Genomic DNA, 19,034 nt, shown 5'->3' on the forward strand with positions numbered 1-19,034 from the left:
TCCCGCCCCGGCGGGGAGGGGCCGTCGTCGTTGTCAGGCCACCCCGAGCAGGCGCAACACCCCGGTGGTGGCCGCCGCCGCGACCACGACCAGCACGAACGGGGCCCGGCGCCAGGCGAGCAGCAGGCCGACGAGCACTCCGGCGGGCCGGGCGTAGCCGGCGAAGCCGCCGGCCTCGGTGAGCGCCGCGGTGGCGGCGAGCGCGGCCAGCAGCGTCGCGGCGCCGACCGGCAGCAGGTGGCGGGCCCATTCGGGCAGGTCCAGCCGGTCCCGCAGCAGCACACCGGCGACCCGGAAACCGTAGGTGCCGGCGGCCAGCGCGAGGATCACCGCGATCAGCACGAGACCTCCCACGCCCGCACGCTCCGGCCGTCAGCCGCCTCGCCGGCGGTCCCGTCCGGGGCGGCGTCCCGGTCGGACGGCACGGCATCCGCGTCCAGCAGCGCGGCATCCGCGCCGGGCCGTGCGGCATCCGCGCCGGGCCGTGCGGCGTTCGCGCCGGGCGGTGCGGCATCCGCGTCGTCCGCCGCGGCGGGTGAGCGGCGGCGGGCCAGCAGCGGCAGGGCCAGCGCGGCGAGCGCGAGCAGCACCGGCAGCCCGGCCGGCAGCAGCGGGGTCGCCAGCACGGCGAGTACGGCGCCGAGAATCGCCACCCGGCGGGTCTCCCGGTCGCGCAGGCTGGGCAGCAGCAGGGCGGCCAGTCCGGCCGGGAACGCGGCGTCGAGTCCCAGGGCGGCCGGGTCGCCGGCCGCGCCACCGGCGAGCACGCCGAGCGCGGTGCCGGCGTTCCAGGCGAGGAACAGCAGCACCCCGGCGAGCCAGAACGCCCGGCGCCGCTGCGGCCCGGCCGGACGGGCCAGCGCGAACGCCGTCGCCTCGTCGGTCATCAGGTGGCTGCCGAGCAGCCGCTGCGTCCGCCGGGTGCCCAGCGCGCCGCCGAGAGCCAGGCCGAACGGCAGGTGCCGGGCGTTCAGGAGCAGGCCGGCGAGGACGGCCGCGAGCGGGCTGCCGGCCGCGACGAGCCCGACGGCCATGAACTGGGCGCCCCCGGCGTAGACCAGCACCGACATGGCCAGCGTGGCCCAGACCGGCAGGCCGGCGGCCACCGCCATGGCACCGAACGACGCGCCGACGGCGAGCATCGCCGCGCCGATGGCGGCGACGTCGCGGAGCACCCGGGCGTCGCCCGTTCGGTATGCCGTACGCATGTCCATTATCCTGAACGGGAACACGCTTGTTCGTCAAACCGAACAAACCGACCGATGGAGCGAACACATGGCGATAGACCCCGCTCCCCCGCTCGCCACCATCGCCGCCGCGCTGCGCCGCGAGCGCGAGCGGGCGGGCCTGTCGCTGACCGAGCTGGCCCGCCGCGCCGGGATCGCCAAGTCCACCCTGTCCCAGTTGGAGTCCGGCGCCGGCAACCCCAGCGTGGAGACGCTCTGGGCGCTCGGCGTCGCGCTGGACGTACCGTTCAGCCGCCTGGTCGAACCGCCCACCGCCGCCGTCCGGGTGGTACGCGCCGGGCAGGGGCCCCGGATCCGGTCCGAGCACGCTGACTTCTCGGCCACCCTGCTCGCCGCCGGAGCGCCGCACGCCCGGCGCGACGTCTACGTGATGGAGCTAGAACCCGGCGCGGTACGGATCGCCGAGGCGCACACCCCGCGCAGCGTCGAGCACGTCGTGGTCGCCGCCGGCCGGATGCGCGTCGGCCCGGAGGCCGACCCGGTCGAGCTGGGACCCGGCGACTACGCCGCCTTCCCCGGTGACATCCCGCACCGGTACGAGGCGCTGGCCCCCGGTACCTTCGCCGTACTCGTCATGGAGCACCCGTGACCGCTGACGTCTCGGCCGGCGCCCGGTAGAGCCGCGTCACCACCTCCTCGATGTCCGGCTCCACGATCGAGATGTCCCGCAGCGTGGTCAGGCCGGCCAGCCCGGCCACCACCTCGGCGACGCTCGCCCGCTCCAGCGCGAAGACCAGCCGCCGCCCGTCCGCCTCCACCCGCTGCACCGGGGCGCCGGGCAGCACCGGCGGCTCGGGCAGCGCCGCGTCCAGCTCGGCGACCACCATCCGGCGCGAGCCGTACCGGCGGTGCAGCTCGGCGATCGACCCGTCGTGCACCACCCGACCGTGGTCGATCACCACGAGCCGCCGGCACAGCCGCTCGATGTCGGCCAGGTCGTGCGTGGTGAGCACGAGCGTGGTGTCCCCGGCCCGGCCCAGCTCGGCCAGGAAGCCGCGTACCGCCTGCTTGCTGACCACGTCCAGGCCGATCGTCGGCTCGTCCAGGAACAGCACCTCCGGGCCGTGCAGCAGCGCCGCGGTCAGCTCGCCGCGCATCCGCTGACCCAGCGAGAGCTGCCGGACCGGAGTGTCCAGGAACCCGTCCAGGTCGAGCAGTTCCCGGCAGCGCGCCAGCCGGGCCGCGTGCTCGCCGGCCGGCACCCGGTAGACGTGCCGCAGCAGGTCGAACGAGTCCCGCAGCGGCAGGTCCCACCAGAGCTGCGAGCGCTGCCCGAACACCACACCGATGCGCAGCGCCAGCCGGGTCCGGTCGGCCACCGGGCGCAGCCCGCACACCCGGGCCCGCCCCGCCGACGGTGTCAGCACGCCGGTGAGCATCTTCAGCGTGGTCGACTTCCCGGCGCCGTTCGGGCCGATGTAGCCGAGCATCTCGCCGCGCTCCACCCGCAGGTCGACCCCGTCGACGGCGGTCACCGTCCGCTTCTCGCGCCGCAGCGGCCCGGCCTTCACCCGGACCGTGAACTCCTTGCGCAGACCGTCCATCTCGATGACGCTCATGACCCCGTACTCCGGTAGTGACGGACCCCGACGCGCCAGGCCAGGGCGGCCAGCGCCGCGGCGACCACCGCGACGCCCGGCGCGGCCCAGCCCGTCAAGGGCGGCAGGCCGAGCGGGTCGGCGCGGCCCAGCAGCGCCAGCGCCGGGTGGTAGCTGACGAAGGCGAACCCCATCCCGTACGCGAACAGCGCGCGGAACCACCCGCCGTACACGGTGACCGGGTACGAGGTGAAGTCGCGCCCGCCGTAGGTGACAGCGTTCGCCAGCTCACCCGAGTCGACCCAGTAGAACGACACGGTCGCGGTCAGCACGAAGACCGACCCGAAGAAGACCACGGCGGCCAGCGGGGCGACCACCGCCAGCGCGACCCGCCCCGGCGTCCAGTCGATGCCGGCCGAGGCGAGCGCGAACAGCAGCACGGCGAGCCCGAACACGGCCCGGGACAGCTTGCGCAGCGGCAGGTCCATCAGCAGCAGTTGCGGCAGCGCCCCGAGCGGGCGTACCAGCACGGCGTCGAAGAGGCCGGTGCGCACGTACCGGGGAAGCCGTTCGATGTTGCCGACCAGCAGATCGGCGGTGGCGAAGCCGCACGACGACAGGCCGACCACGACGAGCGTCTCGCGCAGCGTGAAGCCGCCCAGCTCCCGCGTCACGCCGAAGATCACCAGGACGGTGACCACGTCGAACACGGTGGCGCCCACGTTGCCGACCAGGTCCACCACGAACGAGGTACGGTACGACGCCTGCGACCGCGCCTGCGCACCGAGCAGCGCCCGGTACGCCCTCAGCTCAGCCAGGTCAGCCAGGTCAGCCACCCTGGACCACCAGACGGCGTTCGGCGCGGCGCTGCACCAGCCGGCACAGCGCCAGCAGCAGCACCGCCCAGTCGGCCTGCACCGCGACCAGGGTGAGACCGGTGGCCATCGGCTCCCGCTCGACCAGCACGTCCAGCGGCACCTGGAGGATGCTGGGGAACGGCGTGGCGTACCGCAGGACCGTCTCCAGCGGGCCCGGCAGGAAGCCGAGCGGGAAGTAGAGCCCGGCCAGCACACCGGAGCCGAGCGTCCACAGGATCATCGGGCCCCGGACGTCCTGCAGCCAGTACGCGGTGGCGTTCACCAGGTAGCGGCAACCGAAGCAGACCACCACCGCGAGCAGCGCGGAGAGCAGGAACAGCGGCACCGTGGCCCAGTGCCGGGGCACGTACACGGCGAAGAAGAACGGGCCGACCACCAGCGGCGGCACCATCCGGACCAGCGACGCGAACCCGGCCCGGCCCAGGTCGGTGGCGAGGTAGCTGGTCACCGGGTGCACCGGCCGCAGCAGGTCGGCGGCCACCTCACCGGTACGGATCCGGTCGGCCAGATCGGTCCAGCCCCAGATGGCGATCACCGCGAGCAGTCCCTGACCGGCCCAGACGAACGTGGCGAGCTGCGCCCGGTCGTAGCCGGCCACGGTGCCCGCCGCGCCGGTGGCGGCGAGGAAGATGTAGCAGCGCAGGAAGCCGAACACGGTGTTCGTGCACAACCCCGCCACTGCCGCCTGACGGTAGGTCGCGTGCCGCCGGAACCCGGCCGCCGCGATCGCGCCGAATGTCCGAAACCATGGGGTAACGTGTGCGCCGGTGGGTGGTGCCACAGTGGCGGTGACCGAGCCCACGCCGTTACCCTCCTTCCGCAGCCACGACGTGCTGGACCGGGCGACTGTACCGGCATGTCCGGGCCCCAGCGCGAGAATTTCCAATGAGGTGACACCGCCGTGAGCGAGCGACGCGAGCCGGCCCCGGGGCCGTCCCGCGCGAGCGGCGGGAGGGGTTGCCGATGAGCGGCTGGGGCAGCTGGCGCGAGCCGGCCGAACCGGCCTGGGCCGCCGAGCCCACCCACGAATGGCAGCCGCAGTTCCCCGGGCAGCGCTACCCGGGTGACATCGGCATCGAGAACCTGACGCCGCGCCCCCGCGCCGTGGTCGGCCGGGCCGAGGTACGCCCGGTCAATCCCACCGCCGACCCGGTCAGCCCGGCCGCTCCCCGTGACGCGTACCCGGTCAGCCCGGCCGGTCCATACGGCCCCTACCCGGTCAGCCCGGCTGCGCCGCACGACTCGTATCCCGTCAGCCCGGCCGGCCCGCACGGTACGCACCCGGTCAGTCCGGCCGGGCCGCACGGCACGCATCCGGTCAGCCCGGCCGGTCCGCACGGCACGCATCCGGTCAGCCCGGCCGGTCCGCGCCGGGCCGATCCGGTCAGTCCGGCCGGCGTGCACGGCACGTACCCCGTCAGTCCGGCCGATCCGTACGGCACGTACCCGACGAGTCCGGCGGGCCCGCGCGGGGCCGAGTCGAACGGTCCGGCGGCTTCCCGCGGGGCGTACCCGGCGGGTCGCGGCGGGTTCGCACCGGACGACCGGCGTGGGCACCCGGACGGACCCGGCGCGGACGGACGGCGGCCCTGGCCGGAGGACCGGCATCGACCCGGACCGCCGGTGCCGCCCGAGCGTCTCGACCAACGCTGGACGCGCCCCGACGCCGCGCCGCGCCGGCCGTCCCAGCAAGGCTGGATGCCGGAGCCGAACGAGTTCCCGCACGCCGCCGAGCGCCGGGCCGATCGCCCGCACCCGGCCGACGGCCGGCCGGCCGCGTCGGGACAGCGGTGGGGTGCCGCGCCCGACGCGCGGCAGCCCGACCACTCCCCCACCGGGCGTCGCGAGTCTCCGTCCGACGGACGCCGTGGCGTCTTCCCGGACGACCGCCGGGAATCCCCGTCGGACGGACGGCGTGACCACGGCACCGGGCGCTCCGTCGACCGGCGCGACGGCACTGTGACTCCGCCGGTGCGGGACGCGGCGGGATGGGCCGGACCGGCGCGCGACGGCTGGCGCGAACCGCACCGTGACGGCCGGCGCGAGCCGGACCGGCGCCCTCCGGCGGACGGGCATGAGCCGGTGGACCGGCGGGAGCCGGTGGACGGCCGCGCGCCGGGCCGGGAGGCTGCCGCGTACTCCGAGGCCCAGCGTCGCGCGCCGGAGAACGGCCGGGCGCAGACCGAGCCCGACCGCTACGGCGCCTCGCGTCCCGCTGCCGACCAGCGGTGGCACGATCAGCGTCAACCGGCCGACCGCCCCCGCCCGCACCAGGGCGAGTGGCCGATCGTCGGACCACGTTCCCGCCCGGAGGCGGATCCACGGCAGCCGGACGAACGCCGGCGCCCGACCACGGACCGGCCGGCGGCGCAGCGGTACCCGATGCCGCCGTCCGAAGCCGCCCGCGCCGACGTACGCCACCCGGAGCAGGGCGGTTCCGGCCGTCCGGCCACCCGGCCGGCCGGCCCGGGCGACCAGCCCGACCTCGCCGGTTCCCGCGATGAGCCGCGCTCCCGGCCCTCCGCCACCCGGCCGCCCACCGCCCCGCCCCGCGCTGAGCCCGGCCGGCCGCAGCCGGACCTCACCGCCCGTCCCGAGGCCCATGCCCCGCAGTGGCCGGCACGCCCGGACGGGCACCGGCCGGGATCACCCGATCGGGGTCCGGCACCGCCGGCCGACCACCGTACGCCGCCGGCACCGTCGCACGACCGGCTGGCGGCGCCGGGCGATCCCCAGGCGGCACCGGGCGTACGCAGGCCGGCACCGTCGGATTCGCCCAGGTCCTCGCCGCCGGCGCAGTGGCCGGTACGGCCTGCCGCGCACCCGCCTGCCCCGGTCGGTGACGGCCGGGAGACGGCACCCGTCGAACCGGCCGCACACACGCGCCCCGACGCCCGTCCCCGGTTCAGCCCGGAACGACCCGGCCCCGTGCCGCCGCCGGCTGCGCCCGTCCGCCCCGGTGACGGCCCGGCCGTGCCCCGAACCGGCGACGCCCCACGACCCACGTCTCCTGCGCCGGGGTCCGGCGTGCCTGTCGCGGGCGCCCCGGCTCCCGGCACGGGCACCCCCGTGGCGCCGTCGGCAGACCGGAGCGAAGGCGCGACCCGGCCGGCACCACAGCAGGACCGGAGCGGCGATCGTCACTGCCCGCCTCCCGTCGATCGGGCGAACCCGGTTGCGGCCGCGTCGGCTCGTCCGGCACCGCCGGCCTACCCCGGCGCCACACCTGCCGGGGCGCCCGCCGACCAGTCGGCCGTACCCGCGCCGGCCGGTCCGACCGAGCCGGCCATGCCCACGCCCACCGACCCGGTGGAGCGCCAGGTCACCCCACCGGTTCCGATCGTCTCCCGACCCGCCGCCGAGGCGGGCGTAGCCAGCCGGCTCGAGGCCACTGTGGACGGCGCGGTCACGCCGGGCACTGTGGACGGCGCGGTCACGCCGGGCACGGCTGCCGATCGTCGTCAGTCCGAAGTAGCCGCCCTGCCCACACCGGCCACCGAGGCCGACCGCCAGGAGGGCGTCGTGGACGCCGCAACGACGGCCGGCACAGCACGGCGTGAGGCCGGGGAGACCACCGCCCGCACCGTCGAGCCGGCGGAACGGGCAGAGCACGGCCCGACGGACAAGACCTCCCCGGTCACGGCCTCCGGCGCCGAGGCGTGGTTCCGCCCGAACCAGCCCGTCCCCTCACCCTCGCAGAACGCGGAACCGTCAGAGATCTTGGAAGATTCCGGCCCTTCCGAGGGCCCTTTCGTACCAAGATCTTCGACGGACGGGGCCGAGCCGGCGACCGGCGATGCCACGCGGGGGCCCGCCGACGTGGCGGTGCCGCCCGTCGGCGCAGCGGCCGGCCCCGTACCCACATCCACCGCTGGTGGGCCGACCGGCCCCGCCCCGGAGGCGACGACCGGGCCCGCGCCCACCACCGAGCCAACGCGCGTTTCCGCACCGGCCGCCGGCACACAGGTGGACGCCGCGACGACCACCGGTCCGGCGGCCGGGCACCCGCGCACGCCCGCCCGCGCCGTTGACGACGAGCAGGGCACGCCAGGCGGGGCGCCCACGGACCCTGGAAACGCAGACCTCGGCAACGCGCATCCCGGGGACGCTGACCGCGCACCGGCAGGCGGCACGCCGGTATCGGCCGACGCCGATCGTGCGGAGGTCACGCCCACCGCACCCGCAACCGGCGACAGTCCCGGCAGCACGGCGGATCCGGTCGACGCCGGCCACACCGACGTGACGCCGGCCCCGCAGGCGGCCGACGACGAACCCGCGCCCAGCCGCACCACGACCGGCGCCACCGCAACCGCCGAAGCCGACACCACGGGACCTGCCGAGGGCGGCCACACCGGCATCGCGCCCACCGAGCCCGCACCGGCAGACGAGCCTGCCACCGACACGGCCGAACCCGCCGGCACGCCGCAGGACACCCCGGTGACGCCCGCCGGGACGGCGACCGACGAGCCCGCCACCGAACCCGCCGAACCGGAGCACGACAGCGAGCCGGCAGCACGACCCGACCCGGCCGGCCGGACCGACGACGCGCCGTCTCCGCGTACCCCCGAACCGGCGGCGCCGCCCCCGGCGGACCCGGAGCAGGCCCTCGCCGCTGTCGCCTGGCGGCTGGACCCGCGGACGCTGCGCGAGGAGGCGCCCGATCCGGCGCGGCTGCGGGTCATCCGGGACGGGCTGACCGGCAAGCTGGACACGGCGCTCGACAACCGCAGCCGGGCCCGGCTGCTCAGCCTGCGCGCGGTGGCGTCCCGGGTCCTCGGTGACCTTGACGACGCGCTGGACGACGCGCGGCTGGCCGTCACGTACGCCGAGGCTACCGGCGAGTTCCGGCGGACCGCGCTGGCCCGCGCGCGGCTCGCCGAGGCGCTGCGGTGGCGGGGTGACCACGCGGAGGCGGACCGGTTGTTCGCCGAGGCGAACTCGCCGGAGCTGCCGGACCGGCTGCGCGCGCTGCTGCACGAGCACGCCGGGCGTTGCTGCTACGACCAGGGCCGGCTGACCGAGGCGTGCCTGCACTTCGAGCGGGCGCTGGACCTGCGTCACGGCGAGGACGCACAGCTCAACGCCCGGGTCGAGGTCGCGCTGGACGCGGTCGCCGAACGGGCCGCCGCCGACGGGTTCGGGCCCGCGCCGCGCCGGCCCGAGGAGGTGCTCGGCACGCCACGTCCGCCGGTGGCGACGTTCGACGAGGAACAGCGGCTCTGGGGGTACGCGGACGCCGACGGCGAGATGGTCATCGCGCACCGGTACGCCGAGGCGCAGCCGTTCCACGAGGGACTGGCCTGGGTACGGCGACCGGAGGCGTCCCGCTGGGCGCTGATCGACACGTCCGGCGCGGCGCTGATCGAGGCGAACAACGGCTACCGGTCGGTGCTGCCGTTCTCCGACGGGCTGTCCTGGGTGTCGATGGACGGCAAGAGCCGGTGGATGGCCGTCGACCGGATGAACATCGTGAAGATCCCGCCCGGCTACGAGGAGGCCCGGCCGTTCCGCAACGGCCTGGCGGCGGTACGGCAGAACGGCGGCTGGGGCGCGGTGGACCTCGCCGGCGAGGTGGTGGTGCCGACCCGCTACCACCGGATCGGCACGCCGCTGGCGGACGGGCGGGAGGCCGACGGGTTCACCGCCGACGGACTGGCGGTGGTCGAGCTGGCCGGCCGCCGGGGCGTGGTGGACCGGACCGGACGGGTGGTGGTGACGCCCGCGTACCCGACGGTGGTGGTGCACCCGGTGGCGTTCCTGTTCGCCGCCGAGTCGGGCCGGTGGGGGGCGCTGGACCGGCGCGGCGAGCCGCTCATCGACCCGGTGCACCCGGGCCGCTCGGCGGTGGTCGCGGAGATCGACAGACTGCTGGCCGACGCCAGCCCGGTGCTCTGACCCGGGCGGGTCTAGGGTCGGAGCATGGAATTCCGTCACCTGGGCCGCTCCGGCCTGATGGTCAGCGAGATCTCGTACGGCAACTGGATCACCCACGGCTCGCAGGTGGAGGAGGACGCGGCGGTCGCCTGCGTCCGGGCCGCCCTCGACAGCGGCATCACCACCTTCGACACCGCCGACGTGTACGCGGGCACCCGCGCCGAGTCGGTGCTCGGCCGCGCGCTCAAGGGCGAGCGTCGCGAAGGGCTGGAGATCTTCACCAAGGTCTACTGGCCGACCGGTCCCGGCCGCAACGACAGGGGTCTGTCCCGTAAGCACATCATGGAGTCGATCGACGGTTCGCTGCGTCGTCTCCAGACCGACCACGTGGACCTCTACCAGGCCCACCGCTACGACTACAGCACGCCGCTGGAGGAGACGATGGAGGCGTTCGCCGACGTCGTCCACTCCGGCAAGGCGCACTACATCGGCGTCTCCGAGTGGAAGGCGTCCCAGCTGCGCGAGGCGCACGCGCTGGCCCGCGAGCTGCGCATCCCGCTGATCTCGAACCAGCCGCAGTACTCGATGCTGTGGCGGGTCATCGAGACCGAGGTCGTCCCCACCAGCGAGGAGCTGGGCATCGGCCAGATCGTCTGGTCGCCGATGGCCCAGGGGGTGCTGTCCGGCAAGTACCTGCCGGGCCAGCCGCCGCCGGCCGGCTCCCGCGCCACCGACGAGAAGTCCGGGGCGGGGTTCATCGCCCGGTTCATGACCGACGACGTGCTCACCCGGGTGCAGCGGCTCAAGCCGCTGGCCGAGCAGGCCGGGCTGACCATGCCGCAGCTCGCCGTCGCGTGGGTGCTGCAGAACCCGAACGTCGCCTCGGCGATCGTCGGCGCGTCCCGGCCGGAGCAGGTGCACGACAACGTGAAGGCGGCGGGCGTGAAGCTCGACGCCGACCTGCTCAAGGCGATCGACGAGATCGTCGAGCCGGTCACCGAGCGGGACCCGGCGAAGACCGAGAGCCCGGCCCAGCGCCCGTGACGTCGCGTCGTTCCCGGGCCGGTTCGCGCCGGCCCGGGGACGACCGGGCCGGCTACTCCCAGAAGCGGATCAGGGCGTAGCCGATCTGGTACAGCTCGCGCGGCAGGCCGAGCGCGTCGCCGACCGCGAAGACCGCGCCGAAGAACACCCTGTTGATCTGCGGGCTCCACAGCAGCGCGAACAGCAGGATGAAGCCGTACGGGGCGAACAGGTCGTACATCCGCCGGTAGGCGGGACTGAGCCAGGGCTGGAGCATGTTGCCGCCGTCCAGGCCCGGCACCGGCAGCAGGTTGAGCACGCTGGCGGTGAGCTGGAGGAACGCGAGCAGTCCGACGCCGGCCCAGAACTCCAGCGGCCCGCCCAGTTCCGGCCCCCACGCCACGGCCGCCACCAGCACCAGCGTGAACAGCACGTTCGTGGCGGGCCCGGCCAGGCTGACGAGCGTGTGCCGCAGCCGGCCGGGGATGGAGTGCCGGTCGACCCAGACCGCGCCGCCGGGCAGGCCGATGCCGCCGAGCAGCACCACGACGACCGGCAGCACGATGGACAGCAGCGGGCTGGTGTACTTCAGCGGGTTGAGCGTGAGATAGCCGCGGTGCGCGATGTCCCGGTCGCCGGCCCGGTACGCGACCACGGCGTGCGCGTACTCGTGCAGGCAGAGCGAGACCAGCCAGCCGGAGACGACGAAGAGGAACACGTCGAAGCCGACGTTGCCGTACCGGTTCCAGGTCATCACCCCGGAGGCGACGAAGAGCGCCACCAGGGCCAGGAAGATCGGGCTCGGCCGGAACGCCGCCCGGGGCACGCCGAGGACCAGCGGCTCACCCGGGCGGTCGTAGCCGGTCATTCGGCCGGGGGTTGCAGGCTCATCCGGTAGTCCACCCGGTCGTCCTCGACGAGCACGACTGTGGTGACGCCGGATGCCGCGAGCTCCCGCCAGGTCTGGCCGATCCACGACTCGGCGTCCGCCTGGCTCGTGAACGATTCGGCGGGTCCGTCGACCGCGTCGCCGTTCGTGCCCTCGTACCGCCAGCTCCACGCCATGCCGCGTCTCCCCTCGCCGCCGTCGTCCCGCAGGACGCCAAACCTCCGCAAGCCTAGTCGCCCGCCCACGACGCTTCACCCCTCGACCGGCGCGGGCCGACGCGCGGGTGCCCGCAAGGTTCGGCCGTCACCAACGGGGTATCCACGCCCGACGTCGTCAGCGAGGGAGGACACCATGCGGCCGTTGCGGGAGATGGACACCGAGGAGGTGCGGGCGATGGCGGTACGCGGCGGCATCGAGGCGGCCCACGAGATGGACCGGGAGGAGCTGCTCGACGCGCTCCTCGCCCGCCCCGGCGAGGGAGCCTGGCAGGAGGATCCGAAGCCGGTTGACGTGAATCCCAACGACTATCGCTTCGAGGCCCCCGAGCGCCGACCGCGATGAGCCACCTCTCACTGCCCCGCCCGGGCGGCGGCATCTAAGGTACGGGGCATGTCCGTTGACGGGTGGCACACCCTCCTCGTGCTCGGCGGTATCCGCTCCGGCAAGTCCGAGTTCGCCGAGTCACTGGTCGCCGACGCGCCCACGGTCCGGTACGTGGCCACCGCCCCCGCCGGGGACCCGGAGGACACCGAGTGGGCGACCCGCCTCGCGGCGCACCGCGCCCGCCGGCCGGGAAGCTGGACCACCGAGGAGACGGCCGCGAACCCGGGCCGGCTGGTCGAGGTGATCGCCAGCGCCGGACCGAACGAGACGCTGCTCGTGGACGACCTGGGCGGCTGGGTGACGGTGCTGCTCGATCCGGCCCACCAGCCGGCCGACGACACCGCCACGATCACCGAGCTGGCCACGGCGGTGCGCTCCACCGCGGCCCGGGTGGTGCTGGTCAGCCCGGAGGTGGGCCTGTCCCTGGTGCCCACCACGCCGCTGGGCCGGGCGTTCACCGACGCGCTCGGCGCGACGAACCGCGCGGTCGCCGACGCCTGCGACGCGGTCGCGCTCGTGGTCGCCGGGCAGACCGCGTGGCTCAAGCCGGCCACCCCGGCGCACGCCGTGCCGCCCGCCGCCACGTCGCCCGAGGCCGCGTCGATCCGCACCGCGCCGACCGGGGCCACCACGAACCAGACCGTGTCGGCCCAGGCCGTACCGGCCGACCTCGGTGCCGGGGACGTGACGCTGCCCGAGGTGCTCACCCCCGCCGCCGCCCCGGTGCCCGCACCGGCCACCCCCGAAGCACCGGATACCGGCGACTGGGCCGCACCGACCATGGCGCTGCCGATGATCGCCACCGGCCTGGTCATCCAGCCGGGCATGGAACTGCCGATGCCCGACGACTACACCGGGCCGCAGGCCGTCGACCGGCTCGCCACCCTCGACCTCCCCGGCGCCGGCCTCGGCGTGCTGGAACAGGTGGTCGGTTTCGCCGCCGCCACCCAGGGCACCTCGACGCCGCGTCCGTGGGACTCGGTTCGCGTACTTCTGATTCAGGGCGACCACGCGGGCGGCGCGTCGGCCGGCGCGACGCCCGGTGAGTCGGGCCGCCGCGCCCGGCAGGCCCGCGCCGGCCGGGGCGCGCTGGCCCGGCTCGCCGCCGAGAACCGCGCCGGCCTCCAGATAGTCGAGGCGCCCGCCTCGGCGCCGATCGAGGACGGTCCGGCGCTGTCCGCCGACGAGGTGGAGGCGGCGCTGCGCTACGGCTGGCGGCTCGCCGAGCAGGCTGCCGACGCGGGCGTGCGGTTGCTGGTCCTCGCCGCGTGCGGTGCGGGCGCCGAGACCGCCGCCGCGGCGGTGCTCGCGGCCACCGCGGGCGCGGAGCCGCCGACGGTGCTCGGCCGGGTGATAACCGAGCAGGGCGAGATCGACGACGCCGCCTGGATGGTCCGCTGCGCGGCGGTGCGGGACGCGCTGCACCGCACCCGGCGCTCCGCCCGCGAGGCCAAGGACGTGCTGGCCGAGCTGGGCGGCGGCGACATCGCGCTGGCCACCGGCGTGCTGCTGGGCGCCACCGCCCGCAAGGTACCGGTGCTGCTGGACGGTCCGGTGGGCACCGCCGCCGCCATGGTCAGCCGCGACCTGGCCGGCCAGGCCCGGCACTGGTGCCTGCTGCCCGACCACGGCGGCCGTCCGGGCGTACGCCTCGCCGCCGACGTGCTCGGCCTGACCCCGCTGGTGGACCTGCGGCTCGACCTGGGCGAGGGGGCGACCGCGCTGGCCGCGCTGCCGCTGCTGCGCTCCGCGCTGACGCTCGCCGCCACGCTGCCGGTGCACCCGTCGCTGGGCGGCCCCGACGACGACAGCGACACCGGCACCGACGACGGCCGGACCGACGACGACGAACCGGACTTCGCCGAGCCGGAGCCGGCCGGCCCGGGCCCGGCCACGACCGGGTCCGACGAACCGGTCTCCCCCGGCCGACGTGCCGACTGAGGCACGGCTCGCCGACGGCATCCGGCTGGCGCTCACCACGTTCACCACCGCACCGGTACGCGCCGGACGCGTCGACCGGGCCGCCGCGGGCACCGCGATGGCGCTCGCCCCGCTGGTCGGGGCGCTGCTCGGCGCCGTACTCGGCGGGGTGCTGCTGCTCACCGGCGCGCTCGCGCCACCACTCGTCGCCGCCGTGGTCACCGTGGGACTGGGCGCGCTGCTCACCCGGGGCCTGCACCTGGACGGGCTGGCCGACACCGTGGACGCACTCGGCTCGTACCGGCGCGGGCCGGCCGCGCTGGAGATCATGAAGCAGCCGGACGTCGGCCCGTTCGGGGTGGTCGCGCTGGTGGTCGTACTCCTGCTCCAGAGCGCGGTGCTCGCGGAGCTGGCCGGCCGGGGGGCGCTCGCCGCGTTCGCCGCCGTGGTCGCGGCCACCGCGGCCGGGCGGCTCGCCGTCGGCCTGGCCTGCCGGCGCGGCGTGCCGGCGGCCCGGCCCGAGGGCCTGGGCGCGCTGGTCGCAGGCACGCTCGGGTGGGGCGCGCCGGCGCTCGGCGCGCTCGCCGTCGCGCTGGCGGCCGTGCCCGCCGTCCCGGACCGTCCGTGGCAGGGGCCGCTCGCCGTGCTCGGCGCGCTCGCCGTCGCGGCCGGGCTGCTCCGGCACCTGGTACGCCGCTTCGGCGGCATCACCGGCGACGTGCTCGGGGCGCTCGTGGAGGTCGTCACCACGCTGTCCTACCTGGGACTGGTGCTGACCGGCTGAGCGTGACCGGTCCGGGCGGGTAGCGTTCGGGGCGAGTGCACCGGCGCGGTCGAGGGGGACGGCATGCTCATCACGGACGACTTCCTGCCGGTACCGGTGCCCGAGTCGCTCGACGCGACCTACCTGGTGCCGATCACCGGGCTGCCGAAGGTGAGCCCGAAGACGGCTGTGGAAGGGCTGGCCGGACGGCTCGCCGAGCCGGTGCACGGGCTGGCCCGGCAGATGCTCGACAGCCCGCTGATGACCGTTGACACCCGTACCGTCGACGAGTTCCCCGAGCTGCCGCCGGACCTGCTCACCGCGTTCGGCGCCACCGAGGAGCAGCTCGCCCGGCTGGCCGCCGCCACCCACCTGGTGGTGGTGCAGGCCGAGTACCGGCCGGGCTGGCCGCCCGCGCACGAGTGGGCGGCCCGCGCGGTGGCCGCGGCGGTCGCCGAGACGGTCGGCGGGGACGTGGTGGACGTCTTCGGGCTCCAGTTCCTCGACCCGGCCACGGCGTTGCGTTCCCTGCCCGACGAGCAGGGCCGGATCCGGCTCGTCGACTGGGTGCTGGTGCCCTACTCCTCCGACGCCGACGGGTTGTGGTTCACCACGAAGGGGCTGCGCCGGTTCGGGCTGCTGGAGTTGCAGGCCCAGGGCGTGCCGGACCACCTGACCCGGGCGTGGGGCGCGGTGATGACGGGCGCGGCCCGGCGGTTGCTGCGGGACTGGACCGACGGGCTCACCGGCGAGGAGGTGCCGGCGTTCGTGCAGCTGCCGGTGCTGGCCACGGTGACCGGGCACGACATCGCCGTCGCGTACGGCAATCCGGAGCAGCACGGCGCGACCGCGCCGGTGCTGCTGCGGCTGGAACTGGACCCGGCCACCGACCCGGACGCGGACTCGTTCCTGAGCCTCAGCCCGCCGCCCGGGCATCCGGGGCCGCCCGGCCGCTACTTCGCCGCCGCCTGCGCGACGCTGTTCAACGGCATCCAGCCGGACGTGCGCTACACCCGCACCGGTGACGCGATGAGCCGCGCGGTGGAGACCGCCCGCGCGGCGCTCGGCGACATCCGGGCCCGGTTCCTGGCCGGGCGGCTGCCCGACGAGAGCCAGCTCGTGGTCAAGTACGGGCTGCCCGGCGACGACGGCCCCGAGTACGTCTGGGCCGGGGTGACCTCGTGGGACACGCCGGAACGGATCGTCGCGGCCAGCGCCAGCGACGCCAACACCGACCCGAGCGTGCGGATCGGCTCGCCCGTGGTGGTGGAGGCGTCGGACGTGGTCGACTGGGCGGTGCTGGACGGCACCGGCGTGCTGGAGGGCGGCTGGACGCAGGCGGTCCTCGACGCCGGGGAGCGCGGCGAGGGCTGACCCGCGCTGCTCAGCGCACCGACGGCTCGACGAACGGCGGCCTGGTCAGGCGCATCCGGGCCCGGCGGCCCCGGATGTCCACCTCCAGATCGTCCCCGTCGGGCAGCTTCGGGTCGGTGTCGACCAGCGCCAGCGCGATGCCGTGCTTGAGCGTCGGGCTGAACGTGCCGCTGGTGACGGTGCCGACCCGCCGGTCGCCCGCGTACACGGCCATGCCGGGTCGCGGGATGGCCCGGTCGACGGCGGCGAGGCCGCGCAGCGTACGGGCCGGGCCGGCGGCCTTCTCGGCGCGCAGCGCGTCGCGGCCCCAGAACGCCGGCTTGTCCCAGCCCACCGCCCAGCCGGAACGGCCCTGCACCGGGGTGATCTCCGGGGAGAGGTCCTGTCCGTGCAGCGGGTAGCCCATCTCGGTGCGCAGCGTGTCCCGGGCGGCCAGGCCGCAGGCGCGTACGTCGCCTGCCGCCGCGAAGAGCGCGTCCCAGACGGCGACCGCGTGCTCGGACGCCACGACCAGCTCGAAGCCCAGCTCGCCGGTGTAGCCGGTGCGGCAGACGGTCAGCTCCACACCGTCCAGCGTGGCGGTGGAGAAGCTCATGTAGTCGTGCCCGGTGGGCAGCCCGAGCGCGCCCAGCAGGTCGGCGGAGCGCGGCCCCTGGACGGCGAGCACCGCGTACGCCTCGTGCTCGTCGGTGACGGTGACGCCCTCGGGCGCGGCGGCGCGCAACCGGCGGGCGACCTCGGCGGTGTTCGCGGCGTTGGGGATCAGGAAGACGTGGTCGTCGGCGTGCAGGTAGGCGATGATGTCGTCCACCACGCCGCCGGTCGCGTCGTCGCAGCAGAGCGTGTACTGCGCCTGGCCGGGGCCGATCCGGCCGAGGTCGTTGCTGAGGCAGGCGTTGACGAAGTCCGCGGCGCCCGGCCCGGTGACCCGGATCTTGCCCAGGTGGGAGACGTCGAACACGCCGACGCCCTCGCGGACGGCCGTGTGTTCCTTGAGCACGCCGCCACCGGCGTACTCGAGCGGCATCTGCCAGCCCCCGAAGGGGGCGAACTTCGCGCCGAGCGCGGTGTGCCGCTCGTGCAGCGGGGAGCGGCGCAGCCGGGTCTCGGCGGCGTCGGAGGTCACCTCGGTCATGGGTGGCAACTTACCGGCCGGGGCCGCTGTGGATAGCATCGGCGGGATCCCGTCGGCACGCATCGGCGGGACAGCCACGCCTCCCGGCGGGTAGGTTGCCGCCGGAGACACCTTCATCGCCGGTACGCGACGACGCGGCCGGCCCGGCCCGCCCGGAGTAGCTTTCGTGACATCGCCCCGCACCACCCTCAGCCTGGTCGACACCGACCCCGCCGAACTCGCCGTCGACGCGATCGTGATCGGCGTGCACAGCCAGACCACGGAGCCGGGCAGCGGCGCACCCGCCCGCGCCCTGCTGCTGGCCACCGGCGGGGAGAGCATCGCCGCCGCGTTCGACGGAAAGCTGACCGAGACGCTGGCCCTGCTGGGCGCGACCGGTGGCCCGGGCGAGGTGATCAAGCTGGCCACGCTGGGCACGGTGACCGCGCCGCTGGTCGTGGCGGTCGGCCTCGGCCCCGAGCCGTCGGGCGCCGCTCCGGCGCCGGAGTCGCTGCGCCGGGCCGCCGGCGCGGCGGTGCGGGCGCTGGCCGGCGCCTCGCGCGTCGCCCTGGCCCTGCCGCTGCCCGACGACGCCGACGCCCCGGCCGCGCTGCGCGCGGTCGCCGAGGGCGCGCTGCTGGGCGGCTACCGGTTCGCCGGCTACAAGACCAAGCCGCAGCCGGCCCGGCGGGAGCCGGTGGCCGAGGTGCTGGTGGCGGTGCCGGACGCGGCCGACGCGACCGCGCAGGCCGAGGTCGCGCGGGCGCAGGCGGTGGCCGGCGCGGTGCGGACCAGCCGGGACTGGGTGAACACCGCGCCGAACGAGCTGCGTCCCCCGGCGTTCGCCGACGTCGTCTCCGCCGCCGCCCGCGAGGCGGGGCTGGAGGTCGAGGTGCTGGACGAGGCGGCGCTGGCCGCCGGCGGCTACGGCGGCATCCTGGCCGTCGGGCAGGGCTCCGAGGCCCCGCCGCGGCTGGTGAAGCTCACCTACACCCCCGAGGGCGGCGGCAACGGCAAGCGGGTCGCGCTGGTCGGCAAGGGCATCACGTTCGACACCGGCGGCATCTCGATCAAGCCGGCGCAGGGCATGTGGGAGATGAAGTCGGACATGGCCGGCGCGGCGGCGGTGGGCGCGGCCATGCTGGCGGTCGCGGCGCTGAAGCCGTCGGTCACGGTCACCGGCTACCTGCCGATGGCGGAGAACATGCCGTCGGGCACCAGCTACCGGCCGGGCGACGTGATCAGCATGTTCAACGGCAAGAAGGTGGAGGTGCTCAACACCGACGCCGAGGGCCGCATGGTGCTTGCCGACGCGATGGCGCGGGCCTGCGCGGACGGCGCGGACTACCTGTTCGAGACCTCGACGCTGACCGGCGGGCAGGTGATCGCGCTGGGCAAGCGGATCGCCGGCGTGATGGGCACCCCGGAGCTGTGCGAGCGGGTGCGGTTGGCCGGTGACGCGACCGGCGAGCCGGCCTGGCCGATGCCGCTGCCGGACGACGTGCGCAAGGGCATGGAGTCCGACGTCGCGGACATCTCGCAGGTGAACGCCGGGATGGACCGGGCCGGGCACATGCTCCAGGGCGGCGTGTTCCTGCGCGAGTTCGTCACCGACGACGTGGCGTGGGCGCACATCGACATCGCCGGTCCGGGCTACCACTCGGGCGAGGCGACCGGCTACTGGACCAAGGGCGGCACCGGCGTGCCGGTGCGTACGCTCGTGCACCTGGTCGAGGACGTCGCCACCAACGGCTGACGTGTAAGAAAGGGCCCCTTCTTAACGCCTCGCGTTGTAGAAGGGGCCCTTTTTA

Annotated in this window: 17 protein-coding genes; 8 read left to right on the plus strand and 9 right to left on the minus strand. The window is 75.7% G+C overall.

Annotation, left to right across the window (positions count from 1 at the left end; translation table 11 throughout):
- Positions 1 to 33: 33 nt before the first annotated feature.
- Both ACGFIA_RS21110 and ACGFIA_RS21115 read right to left on the minus strand, forming a co-directional pair.
- Positions 34 to 342: an AzlD domain-containing protein gene (locus ACGFIA_RS21110; protein ID WP_357381152.1), complete on the minus strand. Its 309-nt coding sequence runs from the start codon at positions 340 to 342 to the stop codon at positions 34 to 36.
- Positions 336 to 1,208, minus strand: coding sequence for an AzlC family ABC transporter permease (locus tag ACGFIA_RS21115; RefSeq protein WP_357380594.1), 873 nt, complete (start codon positions 1,206 to 1,208; stop codon positions 336 to 338). The genes ACGFIA_RS21110 and ACGFIA_RS21115 overlap by 7 nt, the downstream gene beginning before the upstream one ends.
- Positions 1,209 to 1,275: 67 nt before the next feature.
- Between ACGFIA_RS21115 and ACGFIA_RS21120 the strand changes: the two genes are divergently transcribed.
- Complete coding sequence (locus ACGFIA_RS21120; protein WP_357380592.1) at positions 1,276 to 1,836, plus strand: XRE family transcriptional regulator; 561 nt, start codon at positions 1,276 to 1,278, stop codon at positions 1,834 to 1,836.
- Here the strand turns inward: ACGFIA_RS21120 and ACGFIA_RS21125 are convergent.
- The 4 genes from ACGFIA_RS21125 to ACGFIA_RS21140 all read right to left on the minus strand — a co-directional run bounded on the left by ACGFIA_RS21125 (position 1,820) and on the right by ACGFIA_RS21140 (position 7,109).
- Positions 1,820 to 2,806: an ATP-binding cassette domain-containing protein gene (locus ACGFIA_RS21125; RefSeq protein WP_357380590.1), complete on the minus strand. Its 987-nt coding sequence runs from the start codon at positions 2,804 to 2,806 to the stop codon at positions 1,820 to 1,822. The two genes, ACGFIA_RS21120 and ACGFIA_RS21125, sit on opposite strands and share 17 nt — an antisense overlap.
- Positions 2,803 to 3,612 carry an ABC transporter permease gene (locus tag ACGFIA_RS21130; protein WP_393261599.1) on the minus strand — a complete coding sequence of 270 codons (810 nt, stop codon included), beginning with the start codon at positions 3,610 to 3,612 and terminating at the stop codon, positions 2,803 to 2,805. Before ACGFIA_RS21130 ends, ACGFIA_RS21125 begins: the two co-directional genes overlap by 4 nt.
- A gap of 1 nt (position 3,613) precedes the next feature.
- Positions 3,614 to 4,465 carry an ABC transporter permease gene (locus ACGFIA_RS21135; protein WP_393261533.1) on the minus strand — a complete coding sequence of 284 codons (852 nt, stop codon included), beginning with the start codon at positions 4,463 to 4,465 and terminating at the stop codon, positions 3,614 to 3,616.
- A 2,407-nt stretch (positions 4,466 to 6,872) separates the two neighbouring features.
- On the minus strand, positions 6,873 to 7,109 hold the full coding sequence (locus ACGFIA_RS21140; RefSeq protein ID WP_393261536.1) for a hypothetical protein: 237 nt from the start codon (positions 7,107 to 7,109) through the stop codon (positions 6,873 to 6,875).
- A gap of 793 nt (positions 7,110 to 7,902) precedes the next feature.
- Here ACGFIA_RS21140 and ACGFIA_RS21145 point away from each other — a divergent pair.
- Together ACGFIA_RS21145 and ACGFIA_RS21150 are read left to right on the plus strand one after the other, a co-directional pair.
- Positions 7,903 to 9,558: a WG repeat-containing protein gene (locus ACGFIA_RS21145; RefSeq protein WP_357469696.1), complete on the plus strand. Its 1,656-nt coding sequence runs from the start codon at positions 7,903 to 7,905 to the stop codon at positions 9,556 to 9,558.
- Between the two features lie 24 nt (positions 9,559 to 9,582).
- Entirely contained in the window at positions 9,583 to 10,581 is a 999-nt protein-coding gene (locus ACGFIA_RS21150) for an aldo/keto reductase family protein (RefSeq protein ID WP_357380582.1), read from the plus strand.
- A 52-nt stretch (positions 10,582 to 10,633) separates the two neighbouring features.
- On the opposite strand, the gene ACGFIA_RS21155 is transcribed toward ACGFIA_RS21150, so the two are convergent.
- Both ACGFIA_RS21155 and ACGFIA_RS21160 read right to left on the minus strand, forming a co-directional pair.
- Positions 10,634 to 11,428 (minus strand): site-2 protease family protein, encoded by a 795-nt coding sequence (locus tag ACGFIA_RS21155; protein ID WP_357380580.1) that lies wholly within the window; start codon positions 11,426 to 11,428, stop codon positions 10,634 to 10,636.
- Positions 11,425 to 11,625, minus strand: a complete 201-nt coding sequence (locus ACGFIA_RS21160; protein ID WP_120568738.1) for a hypothetical protein — start codon at positions 11,623 to 11,625, stop codon at positions 11,425 to 11,427. The genes ACGFIA_RS21155 and ACGFIA_RS21160 overlap by 4 nt, the downstream gene beginning before the upstream one ends.
- A 175-nt stretch (positions 11,626 to 11,800) precedes the next feature.
- Between ACGFIA_RS21160 and ACGFIA_RS21165 the strand changes: the two genes are divergently transcribed.
- The 4 genes from ACGFIA_RS21165 (at position 11,801) to ACGFIA_RS21180 (ending at position 16,109) form a co-directional block, all read left to right on the plus strand.
- Entirely contained in the window at positions 11,801 to 12,010 is a 210-nt protein-coding gene (locus ACGFIA_RS21165) for a hypothetical protein (protein ID WP_030500114.1), read from the plus strand.
- Between the two features lie 48 nt (positions 12,011 to 12,058).
- Entirely contained in the window at positions 12,059 to 13,993 is a 1,935-nt protein-coding gene (locus tag ACGFIA_RS21170; protein WP_393261540.1) for a bifunctional adenosylcobinamide kinase/adenosylcobinamide-phosphate guanylyltransferase, read from the plus strand.
- Positions 13,983 to 14,756, plus strand: a complete 774-nt coding sequence (gene cobS, locus ACGFIA_RS21175; protein WP_357380575.1) for an adenosylcobinamide-GDP ribazoletransferase — start codon at positions 13,983 to 13,985, stop codon at positions 14,754 to 14,756. The genes ACGFIA_RS21170 and cobS overlap by 11 nt, the downstream gene beginning before the upstream one ends.
- A gap of 63 nt (positions 14,757 to 14,819) precedes the next feature.
- Complete coding sequence (locus ACGFIA_RS21180) at positions 14,820 to 16,109, plus strand: DUF2314 domain-containing protein (RefSeq protein WP_357380573.1); 1,290 nt, start codon at positions 14,820 to 14,822, stop codon at positions 16,107 to 16,109.
- A 10-nt stretch (positions 16,110 to 16,119) separates the two neighbouring features.
- Here ACGFIA_RS21180 and gcvT read toward each other — a convergent pair whose 3' ends face one another.
- Positions 16,120 to 17,244 carry a glycine cleavage system aminomethyltransferase GcvT gene (gcvT, locus tag ACGFIA_RS21185; protein ID WP_357469702.1) on the minus strand — a complete coding sequence of 375 codons (1,125 nt, stop codon included), beginning with the start codon at positions 17,242 to 17,244 and terminating at the stop codon, positions 16,120 to 16,122.
- A 166-nt stretch (positions 17,245 to 17,410) separates the two neighbouring features.
- On the opposite strand from gcvT, the gene ACGFIA_RS21190 reads away from it, so the two are divergent.
- The gene (locus ACGFIA_RS21190) at positions 17,411 to 18,979 is read left to right on the plus strand and encodes a leucyl aminopeptidase (protein WP_357380569.1); all 1,569 of its coding nucleotides are present in this window, start codon (positions 17,411 to 17,413) and stop codon (positions 18,977 to 18,979) included.
- The last annotated feature ends 55 nt before the right edge of the window (positions 18,980 to 19,034 follow it).

Source organism: Micromonospora sp. NPDC049203 (genome assembly GCF_043197215.1).
Classification (GTDB): Bacteria; Actinomycetota; Actinomycetes; order Mycobacteriales; family Micromonosporaceae; genus Micromonospora.

Excerpts from the sequence above, each read along its gene's own strand:
- ACGFIA_RS21155 (WP_357380580.1), bottom strand. The coding sequence starts at position 11,428 with ATGACCGGCTACGACCGCCCGGGTGAGCCGCTGGTCCTCGGCGTGCCC.
- ACGFIA_RS21160 (WP_120568738.1), bottom strand. The coding sequence starts at position 11,625 with ATGGCGTGGAGCTGGCGGTACGAGGGCACGAACGGCGACGCGGTCGAC.
- ACGFIA_RS21120 (WP_357380592.1), top strand. The coding sequence starts at position 1,276 with ATGGCGATAGACCCCGCTCCCCCGCTCGCCACCATCGCCGCCGCGCTG.
- ACGFIA_RS21180 (WP_357380573.1), top strand. The coding sequence starts at position 14,820 with ATGCTCATCACGGACGACTTCCTGCCGGTACCGGTGCCCGAGTCGCTC.
- ACGFIA_RS21125 (WP_357380590.1), bottom strand. The coding sequence starts at position 2,806 with ATGAGCGTCATCGAGATGGACGGTCTGCGCAAGGAGTTCACGGTCCGG.
- ACGFIA_RS21165 (WP_030500114.1), top strand. The coding sequence starts at position 11,801 with ATGCGGCCGTTGCGGGAGATGGACACCGAGGAGGTGCGGGCGATGGCG.
- gcvT (WP_357469702.1), bottom strand. The coding sequence starts at position 17,244 with ATGACCGAGGTGACCTCCGACGCCGCCGAGACCCGGCTGCGCCGCTCC.
- ACGFIA_RS21170 (WP_393261540.1), top strand. The coding sequence starts at position 12,059 with ATGTCCGTTGACGGGTGGCACACCCTCCTCGTGCTCGGCGGTATCCGC.
- ACGFIA_RS21115 (WP_357380594.1), bottom strand. The coding sequence starts at position 1,208 with ATGCGTACGGCATACCGAACGGGCGACGCCCGGGTGCTCCGCGACGTC.
- ACGFIA_RS21150 (WP_357380582.1), top strand. The coding sequence starts at position 9,583 with ATGGAATTCCGTCACCTGGGCCGCTCCGGCCTGATGGTCAGCGAGATC.